Genomic DNA, 20,480 nt, shown 5'->3' with positions numbered 1-20,480 from the left:
TGAAGCCCTTGTCCAGGTCTCGACATGAACGGCGAGCTTCGCCTTGATAAAAACCATTTTTAGGATCCGCAGAGATCTATCTGAATTAATCAGAGTTGCCCTAACTAACCTCTTGTCGTAACAGATCCAGTGAAGAGATTATGCCCACAACTTTCTTATCATGGGTTACCAGAACCCGGTGTACGGTTTCCTTCACCATAATAGCCGCTACCTTATGCAAAGGTGTGTTCATGGTAACGTCATGCAATTCTGTTTTCATGATGTCGCCTACCCGCAAGTCACTGGCCGGCTTACTATTGGCATTACGGCGCTGGGGCTGGGTATCCAACTTCTCCTCAGGACGATAAAAGTCGTGATTGGAATGCCCTCGAATAATATCACTTAAGGACACCACTCCGGCCAAACGGCCGTCGTTACCGATAACCGGTGCTCCAGACAGCTTTTGATCATTAAAGAAATCGGACAATTGTTCTAATGACCAGTCTTCCGAAACAGTCAACACACGAGACGTCATGATCTCGGCTGCAACCCGATCATCCAGAACGCTTCTATTGCTATGTAATTGACGATGCTGTGCCATGCTTACAATCTTTTCACTCATAGGTTGCTCAAAATCCAAAAGTGGGCCCCAGACAACAAACCCTTAAAGACCATATAGCGTACGAGTGTGCCCCCTTGATCGGTTTTTCTCATTGATATGCATCAAACGCCCCTAAGAGAAGCGTTTGATGCATATCAAAAAACTCAAGTATTGAAGGACCGAAAAAGCTACCAGACCGACACAAGGCCATTGGTAATGCCGATAACCACCGCGTAGCGCAGTGCTTTTGCCAAGGCGACGAGAGCAATAAAAATGATAAAGCGAACCCGAAAAACCCCTGCCACAAAGGTAATGGGATCACCAATCAGCGGCACCCAGCTCAGCAACAACGACCACAACCCCCAGCGGTTAAACTGACCCTGCGCTCGTTGCAACTGATCCTCTGTAAACGGGAACCAGCGCCGGTCACGAAAATGAAGCAGATAACGACCCAGCTGCCAATTAACACAGGACCCCAGGGTATTACCCAGAGTTGCTGCCAGCCAAAGGCCATAGAGGTTATACCCTTGCAACTGCATGGCCGACAGTAAGGCTTCAGAAGAAAATGGCACCAGGGTCGCCGCCAGAAAAGCGGCACCTGCCAGTAACAAATAATCCATTCGATGCAGAGACCAGAATGTGCAGAAAAAAAAGGCAGGGTATTCAACGGCAGCATTTCAGATGCTTCGTATTACACCTTGCCCTTTCTGCTTAGTCTTCGCTGATAGAGATCGTAGGAGCAGCAACAGCTAAAGCGGCTCGAATCGACAAGGTCGCTCCCACTTGACGGGCGACTTCCCGATAAAGGGTTGCGAGCTGTCCATCGGGCTCTGCGGCAACGGTCGGCTGCCCCTTATCAACCTGCTCGCGAATGCTCATCGATAAGGGCATGGAGACCAGCAAGTCGGTGTTGTACAGGTCAGATATGCTGGCACCACCTCCTTCCCCAAACAGGTGTTCAGAATGACCGCACTGACTGCAAATATGTACCGCCATATTTTCCACGATACCCAATACCGGCACATTCACTTTCTGGAACATTTCAACGCCCTTCTTGGCATCCAGCAACGCCAGATCCTGCGGCGTGGTGACAATCACTGCACCGGCCAGGGGTACCTGCTGGGAAAGAGTCAGCTGGATATCACCGGTGCCCGGGGGCATATCAACCACCAGATAATCCAGTTCACCCCACTCCGTTTGCGTCAGGAGCTGTTGCAATGCGCCGCTTGCCATAGGCCCACGCCATACCATCGGTGTACGGTCATCGGTCAAAAATGCCATCGACATCAATTTCAAGCCATGAGCTTCAACCGGAATAAACCACTTTTGATCCCGAACTTGTGGCCGCGTGCCTTCGGCAACCCCCAGCATCAAACCCAGGCTAGGTCCGTAAATGTCCGCGTCCAGCACTCCGACACGTGCACCTTCGGCGTTCAATGCCAGCGCCAGATTCACGGCCGTAGTCGATTTACCGACTCCGCCCTTACCCGACGCGACGGCAACGACGTTCTTGATGCCTTGCAAGGCTTCCACATTGTGATCTGACGAATGCGGAGGAATCTCAAACCTGACGCCAACCTGAGTGTCTGTCACACCGTCGAGATTATTAATCGCGCTGGCTAACAATTGGGCGATCGCGTTGTTAAGTCCCGCTGCTGGATATGGCAGACAAATTGAAACCTTAACGTTTCCTCCATCGATACCGATCTCCTCAACGGCTTCGGCATCGACAAGATCACTTTTAAGGTAAGGATCCTGATAGTTTCTGATGGCCTGTTCTATAAGCTGCCGACTCAGTTCGGGCATAACGTCACTCCATGGTAGTGGTGATTCAGGTGGCGCAGAGCGCATCCCGCTAGGGTTGATTGAACTCTTTCTTAAGGTCAAGAAACGCCTGACGCCCGCCTTCGGGGTTAATACCCTGTTGCTGCATCCTCTGCTGTTGCTGTTGCTGCGCGATACGGTCTTGTTCGGTATCGAGCGCAGCGAATCTTGGATTTTCCAGGGCATTAGCGACCAGCGCGTTCAGGTCTTCACCCTCCAGAACCCGGTTGCACCAGAGTTCATAGTTTTTCTCAAACAGGGGAAAGGCAAAACGCTGCTCCTCACCTCTCAGGGTCGGCCATCCCGTGTCTCGAGCCGCCAGATAGACCGCCATATGGCTCCAGCCATAGCCCAGGTTTTGTTGGGGCGAATTGCAAGCTTCGTAGTATGCCTGAAGGGGTTCTTTCAACCCGTGCCGGGAATAAGCCGCGCGGCACTGTTGATAAATCTCAGCCAGATCGGGAAAGTACTTACTGGTTTTAATCGCCTCGCGCGCCACCTCGACAATCAATTGTGGCGGAAACACTTTCAACGATGACATCCACACTCGCTGAGCACGCTGGCGGTCTTCGGCGGTCCGGAAAGCGTGCTTGAATTTGGTCGGGAAGGCATCTTCCAGCAGGGTAAACAGGACATTGACAGCCTGGGACAGCTCCTGCTTTTGCTGCGGGGTCAACCTGTGTTCAGCAGCATCAGCCGTGGCGGCATCATCAGATGTCGAGGGAGTCTGACCAGCTTGTGTCTGTAAGCTTTTCAGCTGTTGTTTGATGAGGGTTTTGCTCTCTTTCACTCTGCTGTCGCTTCCACTGATAGATCACATGATTCTTGAATTTATTCTGCCAGGCCTTGCGGGCTTCTCCGGTTTCCAACCAATAGAGTTTAAAGTCGGGCAATTGTTCCAGGGTAAAGGTCGGAGGAATGCCGTAATGCTCTTGCAACCATTCGATATAGGTCGCTTCGGGCATAAAGTCCCTGGGCAATGGTTCGGTACGCGCGCCCGCCATATTCTGGGAATTTGAGGCATCAGCTGCCATCTGGGCACCGCGAGAAAAAACCGGATGCGAAGGCTCGGATCCGCTCTCAAGCTCCCACATGGACCCACCCGCGTTTAACATTCGATGGTAAGCCTTGTGATCATCGTCGTTAATCACAGCTCCCCCCCTCGGCAACCAACCCCACAACCCAACTCCTAACAGTAAAATAAGCCGCCCTGGCCGGAATCGGCAAGGCAGATATCGAATAAGCAATCCGATATTCTACGGCTTCACGACAGACCTCGGCCAATAGTTTTTCATTAATTTTCTGATCCTGATCATTATCAGAACCTAATAATTGATCGCAGGCCACGGTTGGCGGGAAGAGCACGGTAAGGCGATGACCATTCACGACGGATGATTCACCCTTCGAAAGGGGCTATAATCGCGATCCTTTGTCTTTCGCTTAAAAATCACAACGATTTTATCAACCTTGTCGACGGCCCCTATGACGCAAAAATCCCGTAACATTCTTGTCACCAGCGCCCTGCCTTACGCTAACGGTCCCCTGCATATGGGGCATCTGGTAGAATATATCCAGACCGATATCTGGGTACGCTTCCAGAAACAACGGGGCAATCTCTGCACTTACGTGTGCGCCGATGACGCCCATGGTACGGCCATCAGCCTGCACGCAGAAAAGATGGGAATCACGCCGGAAGAATCTGTGGCCTTGATTAATGCCGAGCGCAAGCGGGATTTTGGTGAATTCCTGGTTGAGTTTGATAATTACTACTCCACCCACTCAGAAGATAACCGCGAACTCTCCGAGTCGATCTATATCGCGTTGCGTGACAAAGGGCACATCGCCAGACGCACCATCCGCCAGGCCTTCGACCCGGAAAAGCAGATGTTTCTGGCCGACCGCTATATCAAGGGAGATTGCCCCCGTTGCGGAGCCGCCGGCCAATACGGCGATAACTGCGAAGTCTGCGGAGCCACCTATTCCCCGACCGAGTTAAAGAATGCTGTTTCCGCCCTCTCCGGGGCCACACCGGTGGAGAAAGACTCCGAGCACTTCTTCTTCAAGCTCACCGACTTCCAGAACTTCCTGCAGAAATGGACCCGAAGTGGTGCCGTCCAGGAAGAGATCGCCAATAAACTGGCCGAGTGGGTAGACGGTGAGCTGCAGGATTGGGATATCTCACGAGATGCTCCCTACTTCGGTTTTGAAATTCCGGACGAGCCCGGCAAATACTTTTATGTCTGGCTCGATGCACCTATCGGGTACATGGCCAGCTTTAAAAACCTGTGCGAACGCCGAGACGATCTCCACTTCGATGATTACTGGAAGCCAGATAGCGAAGCCGAGGTTTATCATTTTATCGGCAAGGATATCGTCAACTTCCACTGCCTGTTCTGGCCCGCCATGCTGCAAGGAGCTGGCTACCGCACGCCGACCCAGGTCAACGCCCACGGTTTCCTGACGGTTAACAATGAAAAGATGTCCAAATCACGGGGCACCTTTATTACAGCCCGCACATACCTGGACCATTTAAACCCCGAGTATTTGCGTTACTACTTCGCCAGCAAACTCAACAATCGAATCGATGATCTCGACCTCAACCTGGATGACTTCTCCCAGAAGGTGAACTCGGACCTCGTGGGCAAGGTCGTTAACATCGCCAGTCGCTGCGCCGGCTTTATCAAGAAATCCGGAGGGCAACTGGCCAGTAGCGACAGCGAAGCAACGCTCAGTGCTGAATTTATGGCCGCCGCCGACAACATCGCAGATCAGTATGAGCAACGCGAGTATGCCCGTGCCATTCGTGACATTATGGCGCTGGCAGACAAAGCCAACGCCTATATTGCCGATAAAGAACCCTGGGCACTGGCCAAGCAGGAAGGTACCGAAAAAGAGGTCGTCGAAATCTGCTCGGTCGGCATCAACCTGTTTCGTTTGCTGATGATCTACCTTAAGCCTGTGCTGCCGGCGTTGGTAGAAAAAGCGGAAGCCTTCCTCAATGTCGAACCTCTGCGCTGGAGTGACGCTGCCGAGTTACTACCCGCCGGCCACGCCATCAACAAATTCAAGCCACTGATGACTCGTGTCGAAAGTGACAAGGTCGCGGCTATGGTTGAAGCCTCAAAAACCTTGTTAGCCGAGCACGCCGCCACCAATGCAAAACCGGTCGCTACCGGCCCCTTAGCGGATGAGCCGATCGCGGATGAAATTGAGTTTCCGGACTTTGCCAAGGTCGATCTTCGAGTTGCCAAAATCGCCAAGGCGCAGCATGTCGAAGGCGCCGACAAGCTGCTTCAGCTGACTCTGGATCTGGGCGGCGAAACCCGCAATGTTTTTGCCGGCATCAAAAGTGCCTACAGCCCGGAGCAGCTCGAAGGCAAACTTACGGTTATGGTGGCCAATCTGAAACCGCGCAAAATGAAATTTGGATTGTCCGAAGGCATGGTGTTGGCTGCGGGTCCCGGCGGCAAGGAGCTCTGGATTCTCGAACCCCATGAGGGCGCTCAACCCGGAATGCGTATAAGCTGATCAATAGGAGTGGGCTCAGCTTTTCGGGCCCACTCCTATCAATTTAATTTTAAGCTTATAGTTATTTCGCCTTATAAACGATAGCTATATGCCTTGTTTGAAATAGAGCCCTGCCGGATAATAGGCAGCCTCTAACCTGCGGCTCATAAGCCGTCGAAGTCCCTATTAACCCAGCGAAAACCCGGAACTTCCCTGATGCCAGATATCGCCACAGAACTGACACTGATTCTGGTCAGCGCCGTGCTGGTGAATAACTTTGTACTGGTTCAATTCCTTGGCCTGTGCCCGTTCATGGGTGTCTCGAACAAACTCGAGACCGCTATGGGGATGTCACTGGCCACAACCTTTGTACTGACGCTGGCATCGGTCTGTAGCTACATCAGTTTCGAGTACATTCTCAAACCCCTGCAACTCGAGTTCCTGAAGACCATCACATTTATCGTAGTGATTGCCGTTGTTGTGCAATTTACTGAAATGGTGGTCAAAAAAGTCAGTCCGCTGTTGCATCGTGTACTGGGGGTATTCCTGCCCCTAATCACCACCAACTGCGCCGTTTTGGGTGTCGCCCTATTGAACAGTAACCGAATCAACAGCAGCTTTGTTGATTCAGCCACCTACGGTTTTGGCGCCGCGGCTGGTTTCTCCCTGGTGCTGGTACTGTTCTCTGCAATGCGTGAACGTCTGGCCGCTGCCGATGTGCCCCTCCCCTTTCAGGGAGCCGCCATCGGCATGATTACTGCCGGCCTGATGTCCCTGGCCTTTATGGGCTTCACCGGCCTGATCAAACTGTAACGGCGGGCATCGACTCTCTATGGATATCCTGCTCTACGCCATTCTCGCCATGTTAACCCTGTCACTGATCTTCGGTGCCGTGCTGGGTTTCGCTGCGGTGCGCTTTAAAGTTGAGGGAGATCCCCTATCCGATCGTATTAACGAACTATTGCCCCAAACCCAGTGCGGTCAATGCGGCTACGCCGGGTGCCGACCCTACGCTGAAGCGATAGCCGGTGGTGACCTGATCAACAAGTGCCCGCCGGGGGGTGAAGCCACGATCTCGGCCCTGGCCGACCTACTGGATGTCGAGCCTCTGCCGCTGGATAGCGAGCATGGTGAAGAGAAGCCTCGAACCCTCGCCGTGATTCGTGAGGATGAATGCATCGGCTGCACCAAGTGCATCCAGGCTTGCCCGGTAGATGCCATTTTGGGAGCCGCCAAGCAGATGCATACCGTGATTGCCTCGGAGTGCACCGGCTGCGAACTCTGTGTCGAGCCCTGCCCTGTCGACTGTATCGATATGATTCCGATGGAGACAACCATCAAAAACTGGAGCTGGAAGCTACCGGCCTCCAGCGAGCAATTGATTATCACCGACGCTGGCCGGGGAGATGCTGCATGAGCCGTCGCTTGTGGGACATTCCTGGCGGGGTTCACCCTCCTGAACGTAAAACCCTGTCAAATCAGCAACCTATTCGACCGGTGTCTCTGCCGGCGAAGCTCGTGGTTCCCCTCCAGCAACATATTGGTGCCGGTGCAGAGCCTATCGTTAGGGTTGGCCAGACTGTATTGAAAGGGCAGAAAATTGCTGAGGCCAAGGGGTTTGTCAGCGCCCCCCTTCATGCCCCCAGCTCCGGAACCGTAGTTGCCATTGAGTCCCATTCGGTGCCCCACCCATCGGGTATGGATGAGTTGTCGATCATCATCGAGACCGACGGCAACGATCGCTGGTGTGAACTGGATCCGGTTGCGGACTTTCGTCAGCTCGAAACATCCGAATTACTCAATCGTATTCGCGAAGCCGGCATTGCCGGACTCGGCGGCGCAGGCTTCCCTGCTGCGGTCAAGCTGAGTGCCCGACCGGAACAAGAGATTCGCACCCTGATCATCAATGGTACTGAATGCGAACCCTATATCACCGCCGATGATTTGCTGATGCAAGAGCGTAGCGACCGACTGATCAACGGTATCGATATACTGCACTCGATTCTTAAACCGGATGAAGTATTAATTGCCGTCGAAGACAACAAACCCGAAGCGGTTAAAGCCTTGCGCCAGGAGATCGCTGGTCGTAATGCCCACTACGAAGTGGCTGTATTGCCTACCAAGTACCCCTCTGGTGGTGAAAAGCAACTGATCCAGCTATTAACCGGCCGCGAAGTTCCCAGTGGTGAGTTACCCGCAGACCTTGGCATTGTGTGTCAAAACGTGGGCACTGCGGTTGCTATTCAGGACGCCATTATCGAGGGTCGCCCACTGATCTCCCGAGTGACAACTCTGACCGGTGAAGCCCTGAATCGAAGAGGCAATGTCGATGTCTTGATTGGTACCCCGATCGAACACTTGCTCAGCGAAGCGGATCTGAACTCATCCAAGCTGGATCGCCTGATTATTGGTGGGCCTATGATGGGCTTCACCCTGCAAACGACCCTGTCACCGATTACCAAAACGGTGAACTGCGTTATTGCTGCCAGTGCCGAAGAGTTGCCCGCGCCTCCTCCGGCACAAGCCTGTATTCGTTGCGGTGAATGTGCGATTGCCTGTCCGGTTAATCTGTTGCCACAACAGCTGTACTGGCACGCGCGGGCTAAGGATTTCAGTCAGCTGCGCCACCACAACCTGTTCGATTGCATTGAATGCGGAGCCTGCTCCTACAGCTGCCCCAGTCATATTCCCCTGGTGCAATACTACCGCGCCTCAAAAGCCGATATCCGTGCTCACGAAGCCATGCAACAGAAAGCGGAATATTCCAAAATGCGGTTTGAGGCACGGGAAAGCCGCCTGCAACGGATAGAGGAAGAGAAAGCCGCCAAGCGTAAAGCCAACGCCGAACGCGCGGCGAAATTAAAAGCCGCCAAGGCCGAAGCAGCAGCCAAAGAAAACACAGGCTCAGATACCGCTAAAGAAGATAAAGCGCTCAATATTCAACGGGCCAAGGTCAACGCTCAAATCAAGAAGCTTCAGCGCCAACTCGATACTGCCGACGCTGCTGAGCAGGCATCCTTACAAGCCAATCTGACGCTTTTGCAACAACAACTGGACAAGCTTCAACCCTCATCTTCTCCATCGACAGATAAAACGTCTACTGATAACGACAGCCCTGCACAGGCCGATAACCCGTCTACTGAAAAAGATCATAAGGCCGCCAAGATCAAGCTGGCCATGGCTCGCGCTGCCTTAAAGAAAAACGACAGAGCTATCGCCAAAGCGCAGGAAGCCGGTGACAACATCAGCGAACTTGAGCAAGAACAGAAGCGCCTTCGCGCTGAAGTGCTGGCGGCAGAACAAGCAATGGCAGAGGAGCCAGTTGCGCCCCAGAAAAAACCGACAAGCAACGCCAAAGCGCCTCGAACCCCGTTGAGCGATAGTGCTAAAAAACTGAAAATTGAAGCCGCCATGATTCGGGCGGCCTTGAAGAAAGCCGAACGCGCCTATGCCGATTCCGCACAGAACAATTCCGAAGAACAACAAGCCCTCAGCGAAGAAGTAAAACGCTTGCAGGAAGAGTTGGAAACCGCCCAACAACGGGTCGATAGCGAGCTTGTCTCACAAGATAGCGTGGAGAAAGCTGCTAACAGCGATGACAGCAAAACCACATCGACAGCAGAAAAAGAACAGGCCGCCCAGGGTGATCAAGAGGCGGAGATAAAACGCTTAAAAATTCGTCTGGCCATGGCAAAGGCTGCTGTCAAGAAAGCCCAACGAACCATCGACAGCAATGGGGAAAGCCCCGAACGTATCCAGGCACTGAAAAAATCAGAAGAGGAGCTTGCTCAGGCTAGCCTCGATTTCGACCGTGCCGCCACCGAGACAACGGGAGACTAAGGCAATATGGCTCTGCTACGAATGAGTTCGCCTCACGCCCACGGCCCAGGATCCACCGCACGAATGATGCGATTGGTGATACTGGCAACGGTGCCTGCCGCCTTAACCCTGTGTTATTTCTTTGGCTGGGGCACATTGATTAATCTAATGTGGGCCAGTGTCATTGCTCTGGGCTGTGAAGCTGCTGTGCTGATCTTGCGACAGCGCCCCGTCGGGTTTTACCTGCGAGATAATAGCGCTCTGTTAACCGCTGTGCTGATGGCACTCGCCTTACCTCCTCTCGCCCCCTGGTGGTTAACCCTGATCGGTGTGGCCTTTGCCATCGTTATTGGCAAGCAGCTTTATGGCGGCATGGGGTATAACCCGTTCAACCCTGCCATGCTTGGTTACGTTTTACTGCTGATCTCTTTCCCGGTACAGATGAGTGCCTGGGCGGCACCTGCGGGAATTGAAGGTTTTGCAGGAGTCGAAGGATTCTCACAAGCTCTGTTTACCATCTTCCCGTTTTTGGGCGAACCACTTTCAGTGGATGCCTACACGCTGGCAACACCGCTGGAGCTGATGCGAGAAAACAACAGTCTGACCATTGAAGAGCTCTGGCAAAGCCACCCGATATTCTGGAGTGTTGGCGGACAAGGCTGGATCTGGGTAAATCTCGCGTTCCTGGCCGGTGGTCTGTTCTTGCTTTATCAACGAGTATTCACATGGCATACACCCGTTGCGATGCTCGGCGCACTATCGCTAATGAGCCTGCTGTTTTATGGCGGTGACGGTTCCAGCAGCAATGGTTCTACGGCTTTTCATCTGCTCAGTGGCGCCACCATGATGGGTGCCTTTTTTATCGCCACCGATCCGGTGAGCTCTGCGGTCAGTACCCGTGGCCGACTTATTTACGGTGCCTGTATCGGCGTACTGATTTACATCATCCGGAGCTGGGGAGGCTATCCAGATGGTGTCGCCTTCGCGGTATTATTGATGAATATGGCCGCCCCGACCATAGATTACTATACCCAACCACGAACTTACGGCCACAAAAAGTCCAACAAAGGCTTGGCGAAATCGGATTGATATCGATGAACACACTCACACAATCCATCGCAAGAAACAGCTTTTCGCTAGGCGTGTTTTCCATTTTTACCGTGGGCCTGATTGCCCTGACTTACGTGCTCACACAGCAGCGAATCATCGAGCAAGTTCGCGCATATGAAGTAAAAGCGTTGAACGAGATCATTCCGGAGGAACAGCACGATAATGACCTGCTCAGTACTCTGGTCATGGTCGATGATCTCCCCCTGTTAGGGCTCGACGGGCAACATAAGGCCTATATCGCCTTCGACCAGTCAACGCCGATTGCTGCTATTTTGCCGGTCTGGGCACCGGACGGTTATAACGGCCGCATCAGCTTGCTGGTGGGTATTCGCAACAACGGGGAACTGGCTGCAGTACGAGTTATTACTCACCGTGAAACGCCAGGTCTCGGAGATGCTATCGATACCAAAGTCTCTGACTGGATTCACCAGTTTGAAGGACTGTCACTCGACAATACTGAATCCCACGCCTGGGCGGTAAAAAAAGATGGCGGACAGTTTGACCAATTCACCGGTGCCACCATTACTCCCCGGGCGATAGTGACGGCGGTGCAACGCAGCCTGGTCTACTTCAGGGCGCATCGTGAAACATTATTTGCCGAGGGCAACAAACAGCTTCAAGCCCGCGGTAAGGAGACACATTGATGGCGCAAGCAACAGATTATCGCAAGATTAGTCTCGACGGACTCTGGAACAACAACCCGGCGCTGGTTCAACTGTTAGGCCTGTGCCCCCTGCTGGGCGTTTCCAACTCCGTCGTCAACGCACTGGGGCTAGGCATTGCGACCATTTTCGTTATGACCGGCTCCAACATTGCTGTATCCCTTATTCGCTCTCGCGCCAGCGAAGCCATCCGCTTACCGGCGTTTGTTATGATCATCGCGGCGCTCACGACCTGCGTAGAACTATTGATGCAGGCGTTCACCTACGAGCTGTACCAGATACTGGGCATTTTTATCCCCCTGATCGTAACCAACTGTGCCATTCTTGGCCGCGCCGAAGCCTTCGCGGCCAAAAACCCGGTTATCCCCTCCGCTATTGATGGCCTGATGATGGGGGCCGGTTTTGCGCTGGTATTGTTATTGCTGGGGGCGCTACGCGAACTGATTGGCAAGGGCACATTATTTTCCGGTATGGATCTGCTGCTTGGCCCTGGGGCAGCCCAGTGGGAACTGGTGCTGTTCGCCGACTATCAAAAGTTTCTCTTTGCAATTTTACCACCGGGTGCTTTCGTTATTATGGGCTTCATCATCGCCCTGAAAAACCTTATTGATGATCGAATCAAGCAAAAACAGATCCAGGCTTCTACCGCAATCATTGCCCGTCAAAGCAGCACCGAAACATCATGAATCGAGGCAAACGAGAACAAATTTTCAGCCGTTGGCGCGAACTCAATCCGGAGCCAAAAACCGAACTGAACTACGCTTCATCCTTTGAGTTACTGGTGGCGGTATTACTCTCTGCCCAGGCCACGGATGTCGGGGTCAACAAAGCCACTGCCAAGCTTTTTCCGGTCGCCAACACCCCTGAAGCCATACTGGCGTTAGGCCTCGATGGTCTGAAAAGCTATATAAAAACCATCGGTCTTTACAACAGTAAGGCCGAAAATCTGATCAAAACCTGTCGACTGTTAATCGAGCAACACAATAGCGAAGTACCGCAAACTCGCGAGGCTCTGGAAGCCTTACCAGGAGTTGGTAGGAAAACGGCTAATGTTGTCCTCAATACGGCGTTTCGCCAGCTCGCCATGGCGGTCGACACCCATATTTTTCGCGTTTCAAATCGCACCGGTATCGCGCCGGGTAAAACCGTGCTGGAAGTTGAAAAACGTTTGATGAGACTGGTACCGGAAGAGTTCCTGCTTGATGCCCACCATTGGCTGATTCTTCACGGGCGCTATATTTGCAAAGCGCGAACCCCTCAATGCAACGCTTGCCCTATTGAAGATCTTTGCGAATATCGTAAAAAGACCTCAGAAAAATAACAGGATTATATCGATAAAGCAGTGGCTCATAGGCTTGGCACAGCCGCCTGTTGGTCATGATAAATACGTTCGATACGAGACAAATTGTTGTCGATATTCACGTCATAGAGCTCCTCTGATTGCCAATAGAGAAACACGGCGCCAATTCGAAAACCGTCTTCGACGCGTGCACAGCTGACCACCTGTGCAGCAACATTTTCCAAGCCAATATAGGGGCCGCGAAACGACAGGTAGACACGATTCCCTTTTTTGAAAGGCTCTTTACTGCTGTAAGCAATTCCGTAGCGATTAAAGTCGAGCCCCTCAACAGTCCGCCAATCATTCCCAAGCGAGAAGATCGAGCGTTGTTTTAACCGCACGGTAAGGTCTGGAATCGGGAAGCGTTGCTTAATACGGCGGTTAGACTGCTTCTCTATGTTTTCATCGGCGCCCATATCAGGTGTCAACTTGCCCTTCTTTTTCGAGCTTTTACTCTACCATAACCTCAATACTCTATGCCAAGCCCCTGTATAATGCAGACCACTTTGCTAGAATGCCTCCCCTTCAGCCATAACACAGATTATCCCCATGTCCGACCTCTCGCCTACCTTGCAGTTTGCTATGGATCTCATACGTCGTCCTTCTGTCACGCCAGAAGATGCTGACTGTCAGGAGATGATGATATCGCGCCTGGAACCATTGGGTTTTCATGTTGAGCGCTTGCAGTTTGGAGACGTCAAAAACGTCTGGCTGCGACGAGGTAGCGAAGGGCCTGTGTTCGCCTTTGCTGGCCACACCGATGTTGTACCAACGGGCTCACTGGAACAGTGGCATACCAATCCGTTCCAACCAGAAATTCATGACGGCATGCTTTTCGGTCGTGGTGCTGCCGACATGAAAGGAAGCCTGGCCGCCTTTACTACGGCCTGTGAACGCTTCGTCCAGCTCAATCCGGATCACTCTGGCTCGATCGCACTGCTCATCACAGCCGATGAAGAAGGCCCCGCCATAGACGGCACGGTAAAAGTTGTGGAGCACCTGCAACAACGGGGCGAAAAAATCGACTGGTGTCTGGTCGGGGAACCGTCCAGCACGTCAACCCTGGGTGATGTGGTCAAAAACGGCCGCCGCGGATCCCTGGGAGCAGACCTTTGGGTCAAAGGCATCCAGGGGCACGTAGCCTACCCTCACCTGGCTCGTAATCCAATTCATCAAGCTCTGCCTTTTCTCGATGAATTGGCCACCACCGAATGGGATCAAGGCAATGACTTTTTCCCACCCACCAGCTTTCAGGTTTCCAATATTCAAAGTGGTACGGGCGCGACCAATGTAATTCCTGGCGAAGTCCATGTCATGTTTAACTTCCGTTTCTCTACCGAGACTACCGCCGACAAGTTGAAGCAACATGTTGAAGCGATGCTCTCTCGCCATGGCCTCGATTACGAGATCAAGTGGCGCCTGTTCGGTGAGCCATTCCTGACCAGTGAAGGAAAGCTCATTGAGGCCACCGTCGAAGCCATTCGTGAGGAGACTGGCATCGAGACCCAACTTTCGACTTCCGGTGGCACCTCCGACGGTCGCTATATAGCGCCTACCGGAACCCAGGTAATCGAATTGGGACCCTGCAATGCGACCATCCACAAAGTCAACGAAAGCGTTAAAGCCAGTGACCTGGACCAGCTCAGTCACGTCTACCAAAATATCTTGCAGCGCCTTCTGGTAAAATAGATGCCTTTAGCCGGTTCCTCATTTGCCCACTCTGCTGGCTGGCAATGCCCTCATTGTCAGGAGGAACTTGCGCTTGTCGGTAACAGTTGGCAATGCATCAATCGGCATAGTTTTGACCGTGCCAAGCAAGGTTATGTCAATCTATTGCCGAGCCACCGCAAGCAGAGTAAACAGCCCGGTGACAATGCCGAGATGGTAACCGCCAGAAGCCGTTTTCTGGGGGGCGGACATTATCAGCCTTTATTGCTTTCGATCACCTCCATGCTCAAGACACACCTGGCAGAAGCGAATGGCAGCTGGCTCGATGCAGGCTGTGGTGAAGGCTGGTATACCGCCGCACTTCAGCAACAGCTACCGGCCATGCAGGGCTTTGCAATCGATATATCCAAGCCCGCCATCGGTGCCTGCTGTCGTCGTAGCAAATCGATCCAATGGGCCGTTGCCTCGGTAGCGGATGTACCGCTTTGCGATCATACAATGAGCTTTATTCTCAGCGTATTCTCGCGCATCGACTGGGGCCAATTTGAACGCATTCTGGCAAATGAGGGACTGCTACTGGCGGTGACTCCCGGCCAACATCACTTGCTTGAGTTGCGACAGGCGATCTATGACGAAGTACGCTTGCACGAGGAAGAGAAAGTACTCAAGCAACTACCGGAATCCTTTCAATGCGTGGCAACAGAGCGCTGTGAGTTTTCATTCACCCTTGAAGGCAGCGAGCAAATGCTCGATCTCCTGGCCATGACACCTCATTACTGGCATATCAACCCGGAGCAAAAACAACGCCTTATCGCCAGAAAAACATTGACCACTCGAGCCGATTTCAAGTTAGAGTTAGTGAGAAAGCAACACTGAGCCCATGCTAGCTGCCAATGGATAAGCAACGTATTCGAAAAACACTGGTAAGCATTGCTCGCAACCCGCAGCAGAGCTTTCAGATTTTTGTTGTGGGCGTGTTCCTGTTTTCTATCGGGGTCGGAACTATACTGTACGCAGAGCACCGGCTGATTCCTTCAGTGACTCGTGAACTGTTCGCATTTGCTGGAACCCTGGTCGCCGGCACCGGTGTGCTGGTTACCTTAACCGGCTATCTGCGCCTTTGCGCGGGCCGATTCCTGAAGTTCTTTTTTGACGAGTAATCCCATGCTGCAACCGGATATTGAAATTTACATCAAGGACACCAGCCTGAATGCCATTCGCGACTGGTTGGGTAGTAATTTTGACGCTATCGAGGAAGGTCAGCACAAGGGCAACAGTTATCACTTTCAGTCATTCATTAATGGTGAAAGTATTCCTGTGTTGGTCGTGGAAAAAGCTGCCGGGAAGCATTTCACCAGTGTTTGGTTCGATTCCAGTGCCACCCCCTGGAATGATGACCTCAGCTGCGCCCGTTCCGCTCATCAAACATTGGGTCGTACGGTTCGCTGCAATGGTGGTTTCTGGGAAGATGGCAGTGAAGACATGGACAGCTGGATGGAAATATCCGAGCAAGGAGAGCATCAGGTTGAGTGGATACAAGCCAGTAGCTAAGCCCTGACTTGTTGCCCCCTTTTTATTCGGCGCTCTGGCGCCATGCATTCATCGATTAGTTTTCCGAAACCCTTATGAAAAAACTCTTTGCCTCGCGTTTCAGCTTTAACCTGCTACGAAGAATTCAAAACCTCTGGGTTCGCCCTACCATTGGCGGGCTTGAAAACCTCGACAAACTCGATCGTGATCGTCCGGTGTGCTATGTCCTTTCCCATCGTTCGCTCAGCGACTTGCTGGTCCTGGAAAAGCAATGCCTCAAAGCCAATCTACCACGCCCCTATCAACCGATGTTGCCAGAGGTCGATGAGTCACGAGCCTATTTCTACCTATCCCAGACTAAAGGATTAATTCTACAGCGGGATCGCATGCTATCGGCCCATCGTCTGGAGCGCTTGTTGCATTGGGTAGCGGAAGAACCCAATCGTGATGTTCAGTTGGTGCCTGTCAGCTTCTTTTGGGGGCGTGAGCCTGACAAGGAAGAGTCCCTGATTAAACTGCTGTTCGCCTACAACTACAGCGTAGGCGGCCGTTTCCGAAAATTCATCACGACCCTGTTAATGGGCCGTCAAACCATGATTCATTTCAATGATCCGATGTCACTACGCACTCTGGTCGATGAGCAGCTCGAACATACTCGCACGATGCGTAAGGTTAACCGTATCCTGCGCGTGCATTTCAGACAGCAACGAGCCTCCGTTGTTGGCCCTGATCTCTCTCACCGGCGTACCCTGGTCAGCGGGCTGGTGCAAACTCCAGCCGTGCAACACGCCATCGCCGCAGAAGTCGAAGCAAGTGGCCTTCAAACCGCGCAAATAGAGAGTCGTGCGCGACACTACGCTAACGAGATCGCCTCCGATTATGGCATTTCAGCAATTCGCTTTCTGGAAACCGTCTTAAGCTGGTTCTGGAATAAAATTTACAAAGGCATTGATGTCCATAACATTGAACAGGTCAAAGAGTACGCCAAACGCCAACACAGCTTGATCTATGTGCCCTGCCATCGTAGCCACATTGATTACCTGTTGCTCTCCTATCTACTCTATAGAAACGGGTTAACCCCGCCCCATATTGCTGCTGGCATTAACCTGAATATGCCCGTAATAGGCGGTCTTCTAAGGCGGGCTGGCGCCTTCTTTATGCGTCGTAGCTTCCGTGGTAATCCACTCTACAGCACGGTATTCAATGAATATCTGCACACTCTTTTCACCCGCGGATTTCCCGTCGAGTACTTTGTCGAAGGTGGCCGCAGCCGAACAGGCCGGACATTAAAACCTCGTACTGGCATGCTGGCGATTACATTACGCAGCTTTCTGCGTGATCACCGCCGTCCAATCACCTTTATTCCGGTATATGTTGGCTATGAACGGGTCCTCGAGGGCTCTACCTATCTGGGCGAATTGCGCGGCAAGAGCAAAAAGAAAGAGTCACCCCTCGATATTTTCCGCACTTTACGCGGCCTGAACAGCTCGTTCGGTAAAGTAAGGGTCACCTTTGGTGAACCCCTGGAGCTGGAAAAGTTCCTCGACTCCCAACAGGTCGATTGGCGTAATTTCAGTCACGACCCTATTGCAGAGCCACCACTGTGGATGTCCTCGGTAACCACTAACCTGGCCACCCGAATCGCAAGTCATATTAACGGTGCGGCCGCAATCAATCCGGTCAATCTGGTTGGCACAGTATTACTCTCGACCCGCAATCAGGCGTTGGGAGAAGAAGTCTTGGTCACTCAGCTCGATAGCTACCTGAGGCTTCTCGACCAGGTACCCTATGCCCCTCATATCACTCACCCGCAAATGAGCGCCCAGGAGCTGATTAGCTACGTCGAAGAACTGGGATTGATAGAGCGGCGCAGTGATTCCCTCGGAGATATCATCTATCTGGAAGGTAATAATGCCGTCTTGATGACTTACTATCGCAATAATATTTTGCACCTGTTTGCGATTCCTTCTTTGTTGGCCAACTACTTTATTAATGCTCATGAGGTGTCCGAGGCTGAACTGATCGAATTCGGCACCATTTTGTACCCCTACCTGAGCTCCGAATTGTTCCTGCATTACGATGAGCAGCAAATCCCAGAAATCATTCGCCGCTGGTTACAAGCCATGACCGAACAGGGCTTATTGATCTGCGAAGGTGAAGCCTACAAGCGCCCCGACAGTGGTTCGACAGAGTTCGTGGTTTTAAACCTGTTGGGTAAAGCGATCGCTCAAACCCTGGAACGCTTCTATGTGGTGGCCAGCCTGCTGAGCAGCAACCATCACCACCCTATGACCGCTGAAGAGTTGGAAAATCAGTGTCATGACTTGGCGCAGCGGCTGTCTATCATCAATGGACTCAATGCACCGGAGTTTTTTGATAAAGCATTGTTCCGCAACTTTATCAGCACCATGCGACAACGAAACGCGGTAGTACACCAGGAGGATGGCACATTGAAGAGCAGCCAATTGCTTCTGGATGTTACCCAAAACGCCCGCCGAGTACTCGCCGCAGACGTTCGCCATAGTATTACTCAGGTCACGCGGGGCAATCAGTAGTAGCTGGTAGCGCTGCCCTTACATAAAGATCGAAACGGCCCGACTTGCCTTCAAGGCTATAGTCGGGCTTTCGCTCACCTAACCAGGACGCTTGTCGAGGCCGTTTTACCACGACCCGATAGGTCGCAACATCCCAAGCCGCGGACAGCAGATCATCGGCGTCTAGATCATCCCCTAACAATTCTCGAAATACCCGCATCTCTTTTTTAACCAAAGCCGATTTGCTTCGGTGAGGAAACATTGGGTCAAGATAGACAACATCCCAGTGACGTTGATCAACGGAGGCCTGCTGTAGAAAATCAAACGCACTCGCGTGAAAAAGGTGCATACGTTGAAGTATTTCGGCCGACTCCGGGTATAAGCGTCCACGATTCATGCCATCTGTTAACAAGGTATGAACTACGGCAGAACGCTCCAATAAAGTAACCTCACAACCCTGAGTTGCAAACACAAAAGCATCACGTCCAAGCCCTGCGGTCGCATCCAGTATGTTGGGACGATAGCTACCCTTTAACCCGAGCGCACGAATAATAGATTGGCTCTTGCCCCCACCAAAGCGGCGACGATGATCTGCCGCGCCACTCGCGAAATCTACCCGTACCGGCCCCGGAGCTCCTTTGCCGCCCTGGGCCAAACTCCAGCCATCCCCTCCCAGTACCAGTGCCGCCTGATCGGCCTGCAACTGTTTTAATGGCAGCGTCCCAACAAAGTTCAGACCGAGTTCAGTTGCACGCTCGTTAGCCTGTATTTCCAGGGAGGGGTCAAGCGCTATAACAAGGAGTTCCAACACAATAAAAAACCTATGAGCAATCGGGCTAAGAGAGGGGTTAATTTTATCGCATTCAGGCCGATAAACCTCATTATGATTGAATAAAGGAATCAGGCACCATGGAGATCACTTCAACGCCAGCCACTTCAGCCCTTCCCGGTGATGACGCCCGCTCTTCCCTTAGATATCTTATTTTGGCACTGACGTTTGGCACAGAGATCGAAGAACGATTGGAAATCGATACCAGTTCAACGGCCGAATCATCCAATCCAACGCCAAACCCGGTCCAGCAGGTTAATGAAAGCACAACTGTCCAACTGCAATCCCGTGCAGCACGGCTCGACGCCCAGGGATTGAGTGTCACGGGTCAAGCGAAACCCGAAGTCGAAATTAACGACCCTCTTGCCATAGATCTAAACGGTGATGGTTTCAACACGACTTCCGTTGAAAACGGGATCTGGTTTGATATCAATGGCGATGGCGAAAAACAACTAACCAGCTTTGTGACCGGTGACGATGCCTTTCTTGCACTGGACCGCAACAATAATGGCAAGATCGACAGCGGTAAAGAGCTGTTTGGTGACCAACATGGCGCCAGGAACGGCTTCGAAGAAGCCAGAAACCTGGATAGCAACGGCGACGGTTATCTGGACGCAATGGATGAGCAATTTCATCGACTCAGCTTGCTCTCACTGGATGCCAACAACGAGCTGCAGCAACAGTCACTATCGGATGCGGGCATCACTCGGATTAACCTTGGCTATCGGGATGTCAATCAGGCTATAAACGTCTACGACAGCATTCGCCAGCTGGGTTCGGTAGAGACGATCGACGGATTGCGACTGGCAGCCGCTGACTTGATGCTGGGAGCTAAGACTTAAGGCACCTCTGATTAATTCAGATGAACTCTGGCTTTCAGGCGAATTCAGAATCGCGACACGCCTTTGCAGTAAGGTCGAGACGTTTCAAAAAGGCGTAACAAAGAGGCTGGATTCGCCCGAAAGCCCCGTAGGGCGGTCCTGAAAATGGTTTTTCTCGGTGTTGAAGCCCTTGTCCAGGTCTCGACATGAACGGCGAGCTTCGCCTTGATAAAAACCATTTTTAGGATCCGCAGAGA

At 52.3% G+C, this 20,480-nt stretch carries 22 protein-coding genes; 14 read left to right on the top strand and 8 right to left on the bottom strand.

The genetic code is table 11. The annotated features are described in order from the left end of the window. Positions 1–100 precede the first annotated feature (100 nt). The 6 genes from MIB40_RS17320 to MIB40_RS17295 all read right to left on the bottom strand — a co-directional run bounded on the left by MIB40_RS17320 (position 101) and on the right by MIB40_RS17295 (position 3,790). Positions 101–601, bottom strand: coding sequence for a CBS domain-containing protein (locus tag MIB40_RS17320; RefSeq protein WP_249696755.1), 501 nt, complete (start codon positions 599–601; stop codon positions 101–103). A gap of 167 nt (positions 602–768) precedes the next feature. Continuing rightward, positions 769–1,200: a YqaA family protein gene (locus tag MIB40_RS17315; RefSeq protein WP_249696754.1), complete on the bottom strand. Its 432-nt coding sequence runs from the start codon at positions 1,198–1,200 to the stop codon at positions 769–771. 91 nt (positions 1,201–1,291) lie between these two features. After that, positions 1,292–2,386, bottom strand: a complete 1,095-nt coding sequence (gene apbC, locus MIB40_RS17310; protein WP_249696753.1) for an iron-sulfur cluster carrier protein ApbC — start codon at positions 2,384–2,386, stop codon at positions 1,292–1,294. A 49-nt stretch (positions 2,387–2,435) separates the two neighbouring features. Further along, positions 2,436–3,080 carry a replication protein P gene (locus MIB40_RS17305; protein WP_249696752.1) on the bottom strand — a complete coding sequence of 215 codons (645 nt, stop codon included), beginning with the start codon at positions 3,078–3,080 and terminating at the stop codon, positions 2,436–2,438. Between the two features lie 34 nt (positions 3,081–3,114). Next, a complete protein-coding gene (locus MIB40_RS17300; RefSeq protein WP_249696751.1) occupies positions 3,115–3,555 on the bottom strand; it encodes a DnaT-like ssDNA-binding domain-containing protein in 441 nt (146 codons plus the stop codon). Next, a complete protein-coding gene (locus MIB40_RS17295; protein WP_249696750.1) occupies positions 3,548–3,790 on the bottom strand; it encodes a hypothetical protein in 243 nt (80 codons plus the stop codon). Before MIB40_RS17295 ends, MIB40_RS17300 begins: the two co-directional genes overlap by 8 nt. A gap of 96 nt (positions 3,791–3,886) precedes the next feature. Between MIB40_RS17295 and metG the strand changes: the two genes are divergently transcribed. The 8 genes from metG to nth all read left to right on the top strand — a co-directional run bounded on the left by metG (position 3,887) and on the right by nth (position 12,823). Next, positions 3,887–5,932, top strand: a complete 2,046-nt coding sequence (gene metG / locus MIB40_RS17290; RefSeq protein ID WP_249696749.1) for a methionine--tRNA ligase — start codon at positions 3,887–3,889, stop codon at positions 5,930–5,932. 195 nt (positions 5,933–6,127) lie between these two features. Further along, positions 6,128–6,724, top strand: a complete 597-nt coding sequence (rsxA, locus tag MIB40_RS17285; protein ID WP_249696748.1) for an electron transport complex subunit RsxA — start codon at positions 6,128–6,130, stop codon at positions 6,722–6,724. A gap of 19 nt (positions 6,725–6,743) precedes the next feature. Beyond that, complete coding sequence (gene rsxB / locus MIB40_RS17280) at positions 6,744–7,328, top strand: electron transport complex subunit RsxB (RefSeq protein WP_249696747.1); 585 nt, start codon at positions 6,744–6,746, stop codon at positions 7,326–7,328. Then, the gene (gene rsxC, locus MIB40_RS17275; protein ID WP_249696746.1) at positions 7,325–9,751 is read left to right on the top strand and encodes an electron transport complex subunit RsxC; all 2,427 of its coding nucleotides are present in this window, start codon (positions 7,325–7,327) and stop codon (positions 9,749–9,751) included. The genes rsxB and rsxC overlap by 4 nt, the downstream gene beginning before the upstream one ends. A 6-nt stretch (positions 9,752–9,757) precedes the next feature. After that, positions 9,758–10,819, top strand: coding sequence for an electron transport complex subunit RsxD (gene rsxD / locus MIB40_RS17270; RefSeq protein WP_249696745.1), 1,062 nt, complete (start codon positions 9,758–9,760; stop codon positions 10,817–10,819). A gap of 5 nt (positions 10,820–10,824) precedes the next feature. Further along, a complete protein-coding gene (rsxG, locus tag MIB40_RS17265) occupies positions 10,825–11,484 on the top strand; it encodes an electron transport complex subunit RsxG (RefSeq protein WP_249696744.1) in 660 nt (219 codons plus the stop codon). Further along, positions 11,484–12,188, top strand: a complete 705-nt coding sequence (locus MIB40_RS17260; RefSeq protein ID WP_249696743.1) for an electron transport complex subunit E — start codon at positions 11,484–11,486, stop codon at positions 12,186–12,188. Before rsxG ends, MIB40_RS17260 begins: the two co-directional genes overlap by 1 nt. Next, positions 12,185–12,823 (top strand): endonuclease III, encoded by a 639-nt coding sequence (gene nth / locus MIB40_RS17255; RefSeq protein WP_249696742.1) that lies wholly within the window; start codon positions 12,185–12,187, stop codon positions 12,821–12,823. Before MIB40_RS17260 ends, nth begins: the two co-directional genes overlap by 4 nt. Before the next feature lie 26 nt (positions 12,824–12,849). On the opposite strand, the gene MIB40_RS17250 is transcribed toward nth, so the two are convergent. Then, positions 12,850–13,269, bottom strand: coding sequence for a PilZ domain-containing protein (locus MIB40_RS17250; protein WP_249696741.1), 420 nt, complete (start codon positions 13,267–13,269; stop codon positions 12,850–12,852). Positions 13,270–13,390: 121 nt separating this feature from the next. Here MIB40_RS17250 and dapE point away from each other — a divergent pair, with 121 nt between their 5' ends. The 5 genes from dapE to plsB all read left to right on the top strand — a co-directional run bounded on the left by dapE (position 13,391) and on the right by plsB (position 18,594). Then, entirely contained in the window at positions 13,391–14,530 is a 1,140-nt protein-coding gene (dapE, locus tag MIB40_RS17245) for a succinyl-diaminopimelate desuccinylase (protein ID WP_249696740.1), read from the top strand. Then, the gene (locus tag MIB40_RS17240; protein WP_249696739.1) at positions 14,531–15,385 is read left to right on the top strand and encodes a putative RNA methyltransferase; all 855 of its coding nucleotides are present in this window, start codon (positions 14,531–14,533) and stop codon (positions 15,383–15,385) included. It begins immediately after the preceding gene. A gap of 17 nt (positions 15,386–15,402) precedes the next feature. Beyond that, a complete protein-coding gene (locus MIB40_RS17235) occupies positions 15,403–15,669 on the top strand; it encodes a hypothetical protein (RefSeq protein ID WP_249696738.1) in 267 nt (88 codons plus the stop codon). A gap of 4 nt (positions 15,670–15,673) precedes the next feature. Next, positions 15,674–16,060 carry a hypothetical protein gene (locus MIB40_RS17230; protein ID WP_249696737.1) on the top strand — a complete coding sequence of 129 codons (387 nt, stop codon included), beginning with the start codon at positions 15,674–15,676 and terminating at the stop codon, positions 16,058–16,060. A 74-nt stretch (positions 16,061–16,134) separates the two neighbouring features. Then, on the top strand, positions 16,135–18,594 hold the full coding sequence (gene plsB / locus MIB40_RS17225; protein ID WP_249696736.1) for a glycerol-3-phosphate 1-O-acyltransferase PlsB: 2,460 nt from the start codon (positions 16,135–16,137) through the stop codon (positions 18,592–18,594). Here plsB and MIB40_RS17220 read toward each other — a convergent pair. After that, positions 18,575–19,384, bottom strand: a complete 810-nt coding sequence (locus MIB40_RS17220) for a class I SAM-dependent methyltransferase (RefSeq protein ID WP_249696735.1) — start codon at positions 19,382–19,384, stop codon at positions 18,575–18,577. The two genes, plsB and MIB40_RS17220, sit on opposite strands and share 20 nt — an antisense overlap. A 98-nt stretch (positions 19,385–19,482) precedes the next feature. On the opposite strand from MIB40_RS17220, the gene MIB40_RS17215 reads away from it, so the two are divergent. Further along, the gene (locus MIB40_RS17215) at positions 19,483–20,244 is read left to right on the top strand and encodes a hypothetical protein (protein WP_249696734.1); all 762 of its coding nucleotides are present in this window, start codon (positions 19,483–19,485) and stop codon (positions 20,242–20,244) included. The last annotated feature ends 236 nt before the right edge of the window (positions 20,245–20,480 follow it).

Origin of the sequence: Aestuariirhabdus haliotis, assembly GCF_023509475.1 — a bacterium.
GTDB lineage: Bacteria > Pseudomonadota > Gammaproteobacteria > Pseudomonadales > Aestuariirhabdaceae > Aestuariirhabdus > Aestuariirhabdus haliotis.
This window is presented reverse-complemented; position numbering and strand designations above follow the sequence as displayed.

Bases quoted from the DNA above. Each gene is read 5' to 3' on its own strand.
- MIB40_RS17320 (WP_249696755.1), bottom strand. From the start codon at position 601: ATGAGTGAAAAGATTGTAAGCATGGCACAGCATCGTCAATTACATAGC.
- MIB40_RS17315 (WP_249696754.1), bottom strand. From the start codon at position 1,200: ATGGATTATTTGTTACTGGCAGGTGCCGCTTTTCTGGCGGCGACCCTG.
- apbC (WP_249696753.1), bottom strand. From the start codon at position 2,386: ATGCCCGAACTGAGTCGGCAGCTTATAGAACAGGCCATCAGAAACTAT.
- metG (WP_249696749.1), top strand. From the start codon at position 3,887: ATGACGCAAAAATCCCGTAACATTCTTGTCACCAGCGCCCTGCCTTAC.
- rsxA (WP_249696748.1), top strand. From the start codon at position 6,128: ATGCCAGATATCGCCACAGAACTGACACTGATTCTGGTCAGCGCCGTG.
- rsxB (WP_249696747.1), top strand. From the start codon at position 6,744: ATGGATATCCTGCTCTACGCCATTCTCGCCATGTTAACCCTGTCACTG.
- rsxC (WP_249696746.1), top strand. From the start codon at position 7,325: ATGAGCCGTCGCTTGTGGGACATTCCTGGCGGGGTTCACCCTCCTGAA.
- rsxD (WP_249696745.1), top strand. From the start codon at position 9,758: ATGGCTCTGCTACGAATGAGTTCGCCTCACGCCCACGGCCCAGGATCC.
- rsxG (WP_249696744.1), top strand. From the start codon at position 10,825: ATGAACACACTCACACAATCCATCGCAAGAAACAGCTTTTCGCTAGGC.
- MIB40_RS17260 (WP_249696743.1), top strand. From the start codon at position 11,484: ATGGCGCAAGCAACAGATTATCGCAAGATTAGTCTCGACGGACTCTGG.
- nth (WP_249696742.1), top strand. From the start codon at position 12,185: ATGAATCGAGGCAAACGAGAACAAATTTTCAGCCGTTGGCGCGAACTC.
- dapE (WP_249696740.1), top strand. From the start codon at position 13,391: ATGTCCGACCTCTCGCCTACCTTGCAGTTTGCTATGGATCTCATACGT.
- MIB40_RS17240 (WP_249696739.1), top strand. From the start codon at position 14,531: ATGCCTTTAGCCGGTTCCTCATTTGCCCACTCTGCTGGCTGGCAATGC.
- MIB40_RS17235 (WP_249696738.1), top strand. From the start codon at position 15,403: ATGGATAAGCAACGTATTCGAAAAACACTGGTAAGCATTGCTCGCAAC.
- MIB40_RS17230 (WP_249696737.1), top strand. From the start codon at position 15,674: ATGCTGCAACCGGATATTGAAATTTACATCAAGGACACCAGCCTGAAT.
- plsB (WP_249696736.1), top strand. From the start codon at position 16,135: ATGAAAAAACTCTTTGCCTCGCGTTTCAGCTTTAACCTGCTACGAAGA.
- MIB40_RS17215 (WP_249696734.1), top strand. From the start codon at position 19,483: ATGGAGATCACTTCAACGCCAGCCACTTCAGCCCTTCCCGGTGATGAC.